The sequence below is a fragment of the Paraeggerthella sp. Marseille-Q4926 genome (assembly GCF_916618935.1).
Lineage (GTDB): Bacteria > Actinomycetota > Coriobacteriia > Coriobacteriales > Eggerthellaceae > Paraeggerthella > Paraeggerthella hominis.
Map to the genome: position 1 here is coordinate 1 of NZ_CAKAKF010000006.1, position 12,468 is coordinate 12,468.

Annotated in this window: 8 protein-coding genes; 6 read left to right on the forward strand and 2 right to left on the reverse strand. The window is 64.0% G+C overall.

Features of this window, described 5'->3' with window-relative positions; translation table 11 throughout:
- Positions 1–164: 164 nt before the first annotated feature.
- Positions 165–4,775 (reverse strand): 2-hydroxyacyl-CoA dehydratase, encoded by a 4,611-nt coding sequence (locus LG373_RS12015; RefSeq protein WP_225749903.1) that lies wholly within the window; start codon positions 4,773–4,775, stop codon positions 165–167.
- 51 nt (positions 4,776–4,826) lie between these two features.
- Entirely contained in the window at positions 4,827–5,459 is a 633-nt protein-coding gene (locus tag LG373_RS12020) for a TetR/AcrR family transcriptional regulator (protein ID WP_114566470.1), read from the reverse strand.
- Between the two features lie 311 nt (positions 5,460–5,770).
- Here LG373_RS12020 and LG373_RS12025 point away from each other — a divergent pair, with 311 nt between their 5' ends.
- The 6 genes from LG373_RS12025 (at position 5,771) to LG373_RS12050 (ending at position 12,400) form a co-directional block, all read left to right on the forward strand.
- Entirely contained in the window at positions 5,771–6,742 is a 972-nt protein-coding gene (locus LG373_RS12025; protein ID WP_216529003.1) for a biotin--[acetyl-CoA-carboxylase] ligase, read from the forward strand.
- Positions 6,735–7,343 carry a biotin transporter BioY gene (locus LG373_RS12030; RefSeq protein WP_216529002.1) on the forward strand — a complete coding sequence of 203 codons (609 nt, stop codon included), beginning with the start codon at positions 6,735–6,737 and terminating at the stop codon, positions 7,341–7,343. Before LG373_RS12025 ends, LG373_RS12030 begins: the two co-directional genes overlap by 8 nt.
- Positions 7,340–8,326: a biotin synthase BioB gene (bioB, locus tag LG373_RS12035; RefSeq protein WP_225749886.1), complete on the forward strand. Its 987-nt coding sequence runs from the start codon at positions 7,340–7,342 to the stop codon at positions 8,324–8,326. The genes LG373_RS12030 and bioB overlap by 4 nt, the downstream gene beginning before the upstream one ends.
- 63 nt (positions 8,327–8,389) lie before the next feature.
- Complete coding sequence (gene bioD, locus LG373_RS12040; RefSeq protein ID WP_216529000.1) at positions 8,390–9,082, forward strand: dethiobiotin synthase; 693 nt, start codon at positions 8,390–8,392, stop codon at positions 9,080–9,082.
- A gap of 66 nt (positions 9,083–9,148) precedes the next feature.
- Positions 9,149–10,492 (forward strand): adenosylmethionine--8-amino-7-oxononanoate transaminase, encoded by a 1,344-nt coding sequence (gene bioA, locus LG373_RS12045; protein WP_216528999.1) that lies wholly within the window; start codon positions 9,149–9,151, stop codon positions 10,490–10,492.
- A gap of 543 nt (positions 10,493–11,035) precedes the next feature.
- Positions 11,036–12,400: a PFL family protein gene (locus LG373_RS12050; protein ID WP_114566464.1), complete on the forward strand. Its 1,365-nt coding sequence runs from the start codon at positions 11,036–11,038 to the stop codon at positions 12,398–12,400.
- Positions 12,401–12,468 lie beyond the last annotated feature (68 nt).

Consider the following 12,468-nt stretch of genomic DNA (forward strand, 5'->3'; position numbering starts at 1 on the left):
GCGCAGGTCGCCGACAACCGCCTCCGCCTTGAAGCCGGGGCGGCGCGTCACCATGCCCGCAGATGGATTCGTCATTGCGGAAATCCCGCCAAATACCTACTTGACGGATTCATAGGAACACCCCCCGCTTCGCCTATTTCTCGCAGAGCGCCAGTCGGTCGGCCCTACGCCTTTTCCGTTTCGATCTCAAGCGCACCGGCTCGCTCGCACGAAGCGCACGGGCAGGTCGATCCCACGAACTCGTCGCGACTCGCGCGCGCTTGCTGCTCCTTCTCGACCAGGTTGGCTTTCGCCACGCTGATCATGAGCTTGATGCGGTTGAGCTGGTTCACCTCGGACGCGCCCGGATCGTAGTCCACGGCAACGATGTTGCTTTCGGGATAGCGGCGGCGCAGCTCCTTGATGACGGCGCGACCCACCACGTGGTTCGGCAGGCAGGCGAACGGCTGCGCGCACACCACGTTCGGCGCGCCCGTCTTGATAAGCTCCACCATCTCGGCGGTGAGCAGCCATCCCTCGCCCATCGAGTTGCACAAGCTGAGGATCTCGCTTGCGTACTCGGCCAGCTCGTAGATGTTCGCAGGCGGCTCGAAGCGGCTCGAATCGCGCAGCGCCTTCGTCACCGGAGCACGGAACTTGTCGATGAAGGCAAGGCCGATCCTGCCGCCGAGCGCGCTTTTCGCGCTGCGTCCCAGCGGGTCTTTCTGGAAGATCGACCCCGCTATGCCGAACAGGAAGAACTCGACCAAGCCGGGCACGACCGCTTCGCATCCCTCGCGCTCGATCACGTCGATGACCTGGTTGTTCGCCGTCGGATGGAACTTCACCAAAATCTCGCCCACCACACCGACGCGCGGCTTCGTTCCCTCGCCCTGCAAGGGAAGCGTGTCGAAATCCTCCACGATGCGCCGGGCCGCGCGCTTGAACTCGCTGCGCTTGAGGCCGCGCTTCAGCTGGCCCTTGCACTCGGCCATCCAGTGATCGAACAGGCGGTTCGCGCTGCCCGGCTCCACCTCGTACGGACGCGTGCGATACAGAGCCGTCATAAGCAGGTCGCCGTACAGCACGGCGTACGTGGCTTGAAGCAGCATCTTCGGCGTCACCTTGAAGCCGGGGTTGTCCTCGCCCAAGTCCTTGAACGAAAGCGCGATCACGGGCACATGCGGCAAGCCCACGGATGCAAGCGCCTTGCGGATGAGCGAGATGTAGTTCGTGGCACGGCAGCCGCCGCCGGTTTGGGTGATGACGATGGCAAGCTTGTCCGTGTCGTAGCGCCCGGACATGACCGCCTCCATGATCTGGCCCGTAACCAGAATGGACGGATAGCAAATGTCGTTGTTCACGTACTTGAGGCCCGCATCCACCGCGCCGTGGTCCACCGAGGGAAGCAGCTCGAAGTTGTAGCCCTCCTTGCGGAACACCTCCACCAGCAGGTCGAAGTGAATAGGAGCCATCTGCGGCGCCAGGATGGTGTAGCCCGCATCCTTCATCTCCTGCGTGAACACGGCGCGGGGGAATTCGGTCGTCGCGCCTTCGCGCTGCTTGAAGCTGGCGATGACCTCGGGCGAGGCCTTCTCCGAAAAGCTCTCGGGCACGGTGATGCCCACCGGGCAGGGGCGCGGCTTGCGCAGGGCGTCGGCGCGCTCTTCGGCTTGGTCCTTGAGCGCGGCCAGCAAGCTGCGCACGCGGATGCGCGCGGCGCCCAGGTTCGACACCTCGTCGATCTTGAGCACGGTGTACACCTTGCCCGCACGTTCCAGGATCTCCTGCACCTGATCGGTGGTGAGCGCGTCCAAACCGCAGCCGAAGCTGTTCAGCTGGATAAGATCGAGGTCGGTTCGCTCGGTGGCAACCTTGGCGGCAGCGTACAGGCGCGTGTGGTACATCCACTGATCGACCAGGCGAATCGGGCGTTCGAGCTGCCCCAGATGGGCAATCGAATCTTCAGTCAGCACTGCCAAACCGAAACTGGTCAACAGCTCGGGGATGGCGTGGTTGATCTCCGGGTCGTTATGGTACGGGCGTCCCGCCAGCACGATACCGTGCGTGCCCGTCTGCTCCATCCACGCAAGCGTCTCCTCGCCCTTCGCGCGAATGTCGCGCTTGAACGCCTCGTCTTCGGCCCAAGCGGCCTCCACCGCCGCGTCCACCTCGGCCTGCGTGGGCGCACCCGCCGTGCCCATGAGCTCGGGATGGGTTTCGACCAGTTCCACGAACAGGCGCTTCTTCAGATGCTCCTTCTGATCGTAGGGCAGCCACGGATTGAGGAACGGCACCCCGGACGTGCGCAGATCGTCCACATTGAGACGCAATGCCTCCGAATAGCTGGCAACGATCGGGCAATTGAAGTGGTTGCCCGCACCTTGGTCCTCCTGGCGCTCCCACTTCGAGCACGGGAACCAGATGAAGTCGGGACGCTTGTCCAGCAGGTTCATGATGTGACCGTGCGACATCTTGGCCGGGTAGCACACGCTCTCCGACGGCATGGACTCAATGCCCGATTCGTAGGTCTTCTTCGTGGAAGGATCGCTCAAGACCACCTGGAATCCCAGTTCGGTGAAGAACGTGAACCAGAAGGGATAGTTCTCGTACATGTTGAGCGCGCGCGGGATGCCTACCGAACCGCGCGTGGCCGTTTCGGCGGAAAGCGGCTCGTAGCCGAACAGGCGGTTCGACTTGTACTCGTACAGGTTCGGCACGTTTTTGCTTTCGTCGAACGTCCCGGCACCCTTCTCGCAGCGATTGCCCGTGATGAAGCGACGGCGCTTGCCCGTGCGCTCGTCTACGCCGAAGTCGTTGACGGTCAGCAGGCAGTGGTTCGAGCACGCTTTGCAGCGCACGGTTTTATGCGTGGGGGAAAGCGCGGAAAGCTGCTCGAGCGTGAGCATGGTCGATTCCAGCGCAGCAGGCGCAAGCGCCTCGCCGTCGGCCGAGCTCCACGCCGCAGCCGCCTGACCCCTGCGCTCGCGCTCGGCCATCGCCTCCTGGTACCGGTCGCGCGCAAGCAGAGCCGCGCCGAACGCGCCCATGTTGCCCGCGATGTCGGGACGCACCGCGTTGACTTCGGACAACTGCTCGAACGCGCGCAGCACGGCATCGTTGAGGAACGTGCCGCCCTGCACGATGACCTTCGAGCCCACGTCGTGCGGGTCGCGGATTTTAATGACCTTGAACAGCGCGTTCTTGATGACGGAAATTGCCAAGCCCGCCGCGATGTCGCCGACGGTGGCGCCTTCCTTCTGCGCCTGCTTCACGCGGCTGTTCATGAATACCGTACAACGGCTTCCCAGGTCAACGGGTCGTTTCGCCTCTACAGCAGCCTGCGCGAACTCCGACACGCTCAAGTTCAAGCCCGTAGCGAAGCTTTCGATGAAGCTGCCGCAGCCCGAGCTGCACGCCTCGTTGAGCATGATGTGGTCGATGACGCCGTCCTTCACGCGCAGGCACTTCATGTCCTGCCCGCCGATGTCCAGAATGAACTCCACGCCCGGCAGCATCTCCTGAGCGCCCCTCAGGTGCGCCACCGTTTCGATCTCGCCCGAGTCGAGGCGCAGCGCCTCCAGCAGCAAGTGCTCGCCGTAGCCGGTCACCGTGGCGTGGCCGATGCGCACCAGCGGCTCGCCCGTTTCGGCGTCCACCGGCATGTCGTTGTACAGGTTGGAAAGCGCCGCGCGAGCGCACCCCAGCACGTCGCCCTTGTTGCTGGCGTAATGCGACCACAGAAGCGCGCCGTCTTCCCCGATCAGAACTGCCTTGAACGTGGTCGATCCTGCATCGATGCCCAGATAGGCCGTGCCGTCGTAGGCCATAAGCTGGCCGCGACGCACCACCTCGGCATCGTGGCGGCGCTTGAACTCGCGGTATGCGGACTCGTCGGCGAACAGCGGGTCCAGGCGCACCACCTCGGACCCCTGCATATCGCCAAGATTTTTCAGGCGATCGAGCACGTCGGCCAGCAGCTCGGCCTTCACGGTGTCGCTTGCCGCGCCGGCAATGGCGCAGCCTCCCGCCACGAACAGGTGCGCGTTTTCAGGCACGATGATGTGCTGGTCGTCCAGGTCGAGCGTTTCGTAGAACCGCTTGCGCAGCTCGGGAAGGTACTGCAGGGGGCCGCCCAGAAACGCCACGTGTCCGCGAATGGGACGCCCGCACGCCAAGCCGCTGATGGTCTGCGTGACCACGGACTGGAAGATGGACGCGGCGATGTCCTCCTTGCGCGCGCCTTCGTTCAGCAGGGGCTGGACGTCGGTCTTCGCGAACACGCCGCAACGGCTTGCAATGGGATAGATGGTCGTGTGATTGCGAGCCAGTTCGTTCAAACCGCCGGCGTCGGTGTTGAGCAAGGCGGCCATCTGGTCGATGAACGCGCCGGTACCGCCGGCGCACGTGCCGTTCATGCGCTGCTCGATGCCCTGATCGAAGTAGATGATCTTCGCATCCTCGCCGCCCAGCTCGATGGCCACGTCGGTTTCGGGAATGAAGGTTTCCACCGCAGTCTTGGACGCGATAACCTCCTGCACGAATTCGATTCCCAGCCATTGGGCCAGCAGCAAACCGCCCGACCCGGTGATGGCGATGGTCATGCGCTCGTTCCCGAAATCAGCCGCGGCCTCGCTCAAAACCTCGATGATCGTGGCCCGCACGTCGGCGTGGTGACGGCGGTAGACGGAGAATTTGACGTCGTTCGCCTCGTCCAGGATAGCCAGCTTCACCGTAGTCGAGCCCACGTCGATGCCGATGCGCAGTGCGCTGTTCAGCATGGTCTCGTTCACCATGACGTTCTCCTTCGAAGGGGTTGTTTCGTCGTTTCGGTTCATCGTTTCCACCTACAATACAATCGATTCGCCCGGCTTGATGAAGAACAGCCGAACGGCGATCAGCGCCATGTCCTCCGAGCTTTCCTGCATGCCCGTCTCGATCCAGCGCATGATGACGCCCATGTACGCCGACGCGAAAAACGCCACGTAGTACCGCACGAACGGCTCGGGATCGTTGCGGTAGCGTTCGTGCAGGATGGATTGGATCAGGTTCGTGCAAACCGAGTCCCGCAGGCGCGGCGCAAAGCGCACATCGCCGCCGGGACCCAGGACGGCGTGCAGGAAGTCACCCTGTTCGCGCAGGTAATCGTACAGTTCCACCAGCAGGGGCAGCGGCCGCTTCTTGGTCTTGTGCGTCCAAAGGTAAGGAACCGTAAGGTCTTGCATCTGCTCTTGGAAATGGTCCAGATCGGCTATGACCTCGTTTTCGAGGGTAGCCAGCAAATCGTCTTTGTCCCGAAAATGGTTGTAGAACGTGCCGCGGTTCAGATCGGCTCGCTCGCACAGGTCGTTTACCGTGATGTCGTCGAAATCACGCTCTTCCATAAGCGCGACGATCGCGTCCCGCAGGGCCTTCTTCGACCGCGTAATGCGCCTGTCTTCGCAGGAGGACGCCGAGGCGTCGCCACGCGTTTCTGCCATGGAGACACTCCTTTTAAACAACTCGATCAATAATGAACAGTTTGTTCAATAACGATATTCTATGGCTTCGCGCACGGAAAGGCAACCGGCGCGGTAGGGAGCGTCGGGCGACGTCATCGAAAAACCAAGCGTGCGGCAAGCCCCGCGCGCGTGCCGCTCAAGCATGCGGCACAACCCCGCGCGCACCCGTGCCGCTCAAGAAGCGCTCGCTTCGTCCCGGCCGCATTGTCACCCGCAAGTACCGGAATTCGTTGACACGACAACCGAGCCTCCCCTACCATGCGCATACCGAGCGAACAAACGGAGGGTCGATGGGAACCAAAGAGCAGCTGCTCTGTCTGCTGGAAAGCAATCGAGAACGGTACGTATCGGGAGAGAAGCTTGCCGAGGCCATCGGCGTCAGCCGCAACGCCGTATGGAAGGCGGTCAACGCCCTGCGTGCGGAAGGCTACGAAATAGACGCCGTCACGAACAAGGGCTACGCCCTCTCGCAGGAAAACGACCTGCTCTCGCCCCAAGGCATAGAGCGGTTCCTGCCCCGAGACCACCCGTTCAACCTGATCGTCCGCAAGCTTGTGGACTCGACGAACGACGAAGCGCGCCGCCGCGCAATCGAGGGCGCACCCGAAGGAACCGTCGTGGTGGCCGAGGGGCAGACAGCGGGAAAAGGACGGCGGGGCAAGGAGTTCTTTTCCCCCACCGCAACCGGCATCTACCTGAGCATCGTGCTGCGGCCCGCCCTGCAAGCCGATCGCGCCCAGTACCTGACCACGGCCGCGGCGGTTGCTTGCGCCCAGGCGATCGAGCACGTAGCGGGCAAGCAGGCTTCCATCAAATGGGTGAACGACATCTACTGCAACGGAAAGAAGGTGGCCGGCATCCTGACGGAAGGCGCCGTGGACATGGAGTCGGGCTGCTTCGACCATGCCGTGCTGGGCATCGGGGTGAACGTGAAGCCGCCCGCGGAAGGATTTCCCGCCCCCCTTGGCGACATTGCGGGATCCGTCTGCGACGCCGACGAAAAAGCCCTGCGCAACCGGCTGGTGGCGGAAGTGCTCGATCGGTTCTGGGACTTGTACCGGCATCTACCCGACCGTTCGTTCTACGACGAGTATCGCCGCCGCTGCTTTCTGCTGGGCGAGCCCATCGTGATCACGCGCGACGAGTCGCGCGTGCGCGCGCGGGCCGTCGACTTGACCGAGGATTTCAAACTGGTGGTAGAGCTTCCGGACAAAACGCGCCTGGAGCTCCCGTACGGGGAAGTGAGCACCGCCCATGCCTAAGCAAGCAGCCGAAGCATCAACCCGCCCGAGCCTGGCGAACAACACGAAAGCCCGCACGCGGTCGCTTGTGCTGTGCGCGCTGTTCTGCGCCTTCATCGCGGTAGGAGCCTTCGTGAAGGTGCCGGTTCCCGTGGTGTCGTTCACCTTGCAATTCCTGTTCACCACCATAGCCGGCCTGTTGCTCGGCCCGCGCTGGGGAACGCTGAGCGTGGCGGCTTACGTTGCGCTCGGACTGATCGGCCTGCCCATCTTCGCGTCCGGCGGAGGCATCGGGTATCTGGCGCAGCCGAGCTTCGGCTATCTGATCGGCTTTTGCGCGGGCACGTACCTCACAGCGCGCATCGCGTGGGCGACGCCGCGACCCTCCATGAAGCGCTTGCTTGCCGCATGCTTCGCCGGGCTGGGCGTGGTCTACCTGATCGGCATGGTCTACTTCTACCTGATCAGCAACTTCGTCATAGGAGCCCCCATCGCGCTCGGGCCCCTTGTGCTGTACTGCTTCGTGCTTGCCGTGCCGGGCGACATCGCGCTGTGCTTCGCCAGCGCCGCGCTTGCCAAGCGCCTGCTGCCCCTGATAAGCCAAAAGCAGGGCCGCGCATGAGCGCCTTCGACCGCAACCCCATCGCCCGATGCGAACGCATCGCCGTCGAAGGCGGCGACCTCAGCCGCGACGATTTGATGGCGCTTGCCGCCGAGCCGCTGACCGACCTTGCCGCGGCCGCGAACCGCATCCGCCAAGCGCGTTGCGGCGACGACTTCGACCTGTGCAGCATCGTCAACGCCAAAAGCGGACGCTGCCCGGAGAACTGCGCGTACTGCGCCCAATCGGCCCACTGGAACGTCTCCGTTCAGGAGTACCCCTTCCAAAGCGTGGACGCCATCGTGGACCAGGCGAAGCGCGACGTCGAAGCCGGCGTGCAAAGGTTCTCGCTCGTCTCATCCGGCCAAAAGCTGTCCCCGCGCGAAGTCGAGCAAGCTGCAAACGCCATATCCGCCGTCAAACGCGCGACAGGCGTTTCCGTGTGCGCCTCGCTCGGCCTGCTTTCGCAGGAGGATTTCGCCATGCTGGCGCAAGCCGGGCTTGAGCGCGTGCACAACAACCTGGAAACCTCGCGCGCGTTCTTTCCCCATATATGCACGTCGCACGGCTACGATGACAAGCTGCACGCGATACAAGCCGCGCGCGACGCCGGGCTGGAAGTGTGCAGCGGCGGCATCATCGGGCTGGGGGAAAGCCGGAGCGACCGCATCGACCTGGCGCTCGAACTGCGCGCGATCGGCCCCGACTCCGTGCCCATCAACGTGCTGAACCCCATTCCCGGCACGCCGCTGGCAAACATGCCGCCGCTCGGGCACGACGAGGTGCTGCGCACGGTGGCGTTGTTCCGGTTCGCCATGCCCGGCACGTCGCTGCGGCTTGCCGGCGGGCGCGCGCTCTTGCGCGAGGCGGGTCGCGACTGCCTGAGCGCGGGCGCGAACGCCCTCATATCGGGGGACATGCTGACCACGGGCGGGTTCACCGTCCTTTCCGATCGGGCGATGGCCGCTTCCGCCGGGTTCTTTGTGCCCGACCCCATCATCTGACGCACCCCGGAGCGCACCGCCCCGCGCGCGTCGAGCAACCTTCAACCAGAGACGAGGAACTGCATGGATACGACATCGCGCGGCCTGTTCGTCACCGCGACCGGAACCGACGTCGGCAAAACCTACGTGAGCGCCCTCATTTTGAAGCAGCTGCGCGAAGCGGGATACGACGCCGGTTACTACAAAGCCGCCATCAGCGGCATCGAAACGGACGACCAGGGGGCTATCTCGAGCGATGCCTCGTACGTCGCCCGAGTTGCCGGGTTGGACGAGCCCCACGAGCGCTTGGTCTCCTACACGTACCGAACGGCGGTATCGCCCCATCTTGCTGCGCGGCTGGAGGGAAACCCCGTTGACCTGGACGTCGTCCAACGCGACTACGACCGCGCTCGCACCCGGCACGAGCTGGTGCTGGTGGAGGGAAGCGGCGGCATCGTCTGCCCGCTGCGCTGGGACGGCAAGCGCCGCCTCATGCTGGAGGACGTGGTGCTGAAGCTGGGCCTGGGAACCGTCGTGGTCGCCGACGCAGGACTGGGCACGCTGAACGCCCTTGCCACCACAACCCTCTACCTTGCCCAACGCGGCATCGCTTGCCACGGCATCCTGCTCAACAACTACGAAGCCGGTAACCCCCTGCACGAAGACAACCGGCTGATGGCGCGCGAGTTGACCGGGATTCCCACGATCGCTTGCATCCCGCCAGGCGCGCAGGATCTCGACTGCAGCGCTCACTATCTGGCAAGCCTGTTCAACTGACCCGCCGTCGCGCGCGGCAGATCGCGCGGCGCACCCCGCCCGCACCGACCCCGGAAAGGAATCCGCATGGCAACTTGGCAAGAGCGCGACCTCGCGCACATCTGGCACCCCTGCTCCCAAATGAAAGATTACGAGGACTTCCCTCCCATCATCATCGAGCGCGGAGAAGGCGTGCGCCTCTTCGACATCGAGGGGAAGGACTACATCGACATCATCAGCTCGTGGTGGTGCAACACGCTGGGGCATTGCAATCCCGCCATCGCCGAAGCCGTCGCCCGGCAGGCGAAGAAGCTCGACCACGTGCTGTTCGCCAACTTCTCCCACGAGGGCATCATTCAGCTTGCCGAAGAGCTGGCCGCCATCATGCCGGAAGGGCTGGACAAGTTCTGCTTCTCGGACAACGGTTCCACATCGGTGGAGTGCGCCCTCAAGATGAGCTTCCAGTACCACCTGCAAACGGGCCACCCGGAAAAGCAACGGTTCATGTGCTTCTCCGAGGGATACCACGGCGAAACCCTGGGCGCGCTGTCCGTATGCGCCGATGCCACGTACGCGGGCATGTACGCGCCGCTCATGCACCGGTCACACGTCATCGAAGCGCCCGACTGCTACCGCTGCGCTTATGGCTGCACGCGCGACACGTGCAGCTGCGCCTGCTTCGAACATGCCGAGCAACAGTTCGAGCGGCACGGGCACGAAACGTGCGCCGTCATCGTCGAGCCGCTTCTGCAGGGAAGCGCCGGAATGCGCATGTACCCGCCGCTGTACTTGGAAAAGCTGCGAGCGCTGTGCGACCGGCACAACGTGCACCTCATCGCCGACGAAGTGGCCACCGGCTTCGGTCGCACCGGCACCATGTTCGCCTTCGACCAGGCAAGCGCCTCCCCCGACATGCTGTGCACCTCCAAGAACCTGACCGGGGGTTTTCTTCCCATGGCGGTAACGGCCGTGACCGACGACATCTACCGAGCCTTCTACGCCGACTACTCCGAAGGCAAGGCGTTCATGCACAGCCACACCTACGCCGGAAACCCCATCGCGGCAGCGGCGGCTTTGGCGGTGCAACGCATCATGCGCGAGGATCGCGTGCTCGAGCAGGCCGCTGTCAGGGCGGACCATCTGCAAAGGCGGCTGACCGAGGCGTTCGGCGAACACCCCCATGTGGGAGAGATCCGTCGCTTGGGGATGATCCACGCGCTTGAGCTGGTAGTCGATCGCGACACCAAGGAGGGTTTCGACCCGCGCGATCGCATGGGGTACCGGATCTACCGCCAAGCGCTCGATCGCGGCCTGATGCTGCGGCCCCTGGGCAACGTCGTGTACTTCAACCCGGCGCTGACCATCACCGAAGACGAGCTCGACTGCGCCGTGGAGCGCGCTCGCGGAGCCATCGGCGCCGTGCTGGGGTAAAGCCGGGGCGAAGCGCTCGCGCCGTGCCGGGAAGCTCATTGTCGATCCTAAAACACGTTTTTGGGCCCAAAAACGTGTTTTAGGATCGACAATGCCCGCACACCCGCATCGGGATGCGCATGGGGGCAAAGCGCCCCTTTGCGCATGGCGTTGCGGAAGCGTCGGGGGCGGACCCGGGCAGAGCGCCCCCGCACTACCCCGCATCGCCCTGCACTCCCCCGCATTACCGAGTTGCGCACGAAAAACCGCCTTCGCTGGCAGGTTTTTACGGTTTGGGGTCGTCGAGTCGGGCATCGTTTTCATCGTTGCTTGGCCCGATTTTCGTTTTGCCTGGTCACGGCGTTGCATAGTCGAAGCATGCTGTCGCGGTCGCTTGATCCGGCAGATCAAACGACCCCAAACCGTAAAAACCTGCCAGCGGAAGCGGTTTTGCGCGCGCAATTTCGTCACGTCGGCAGCGTCCCCCCGTCTCGCCCGGCATCCCGCCCTATAATTTGCTAGACTGTACCGATACCCAAACGCCAGAGAGAAAGACAGGACGCCATGCAGATCACGCCGGCAGAAATCGCCGAGACGCTTGCGATGGTGAGCAAGCAGCACCTGGACATCCGAACCATCACGCTGGGCCTGAACCTGCGCGGTTGCACCGACGCCGACATCGACGTTATGGCCCGCAAGGTCTACGACCGCATGACCAGCGCCGCCGAACGGCTGGTTCCCACCGCCGAACAGCTGGAGCGCGAGTACGGCATCCCCATCGTGAACAAGCGCATCTCCGTCACGCCTATCGCCGAAATCTGCGCAGCTACCAACGCAACCGACTTCACGCCCATCGCCGTTGCCATGGACAAAGCCGGCAAGGAAGTGGGCGTCGACTTCGTGGGCGGCTTCAGCGCGCTCGTGCACAAGGGAGCCTCGAAAGCCGACAACACGCTGATGGAGTCGATCCCCCACGCGTTGGCCGCAACCGACAACGTATGCTCGAGCGTGAACGTGGGATCCACGCGCGCGGGCATCAACATGGACGCCGCCTTCAAGATGGCCGGCATCGTGAAGCAGACGGCCGAAGCCACGGCCGACCGCCAGTGTATCGGCGCAGGCAAGCTGGTGGTATTCTGCAACGCCGTGGAGGACAACCCCTTCATGGCCGGCGCGTTCCACGGATCAGGCGAGGCCGACGCCGTGGTGAACGTGGGCGTATCGGGACCCGGTGTGGTGCGCGCCGTGCTGGCCGATCTGCCAAAAGACGCCGACATCACGTCGGTTGCCGAAGCCATCAAGGCTACCGCGTTCAAGATCACGCGCGCGGGCGAGCTGATGGCGCGCGAAGCATCGCGCCGCTTGGGCGTGCAGCAGGGCATCCTGGATCTTTCGCTGGCCCCTACGCCGGCCGAAGGCGATTCGGTGGCGGAAATTCTGGAAGCCATCGGCGTTGGCCAGTGCGGCGGTCCGGGGACCACGGCCGCGCTCGCCATGCTCAACGACGCCGTGAAGAAGGGCGGCGTCATGGCGTCGTCATCGGTCGGCGGCCTGTCCGGCGCGTTCATTCCCGTGTCCGAGGATGCCGGCATGATTCGCGCGGCGGAATCCGGCGCCCTGTCCCTGGAGAAGCTCGAGGCCATGACCTGCGTATGCTCGGTGGGCCTGGACATGATCGCGGTGCCCGGCGACACCAGCGTCGAGACCATCTTCGGCATCATCGCCGACGAATGCGCTATCGGCATGATCAACAACAAGACCACCGCCGTGCGCGTTATCCCCGCAATCGGCAAGCAGGTAGGCGACCAGCTGGACTTCGGCGGCCTGCTGGGCTACGCGCCCGTCATGCCGGTCAACCAGCATGCAGGCACGGTGTTCGCTCATCGCGGCGGCCGCATGCCCGCGCCGATCAACTCGCTGAAAAACTAGCGCGCTTCCCGGAGGCGGTCACGGGCCGCCTCCCGCACCATTATGGGCGCGAATCGACCCAGCAAAGC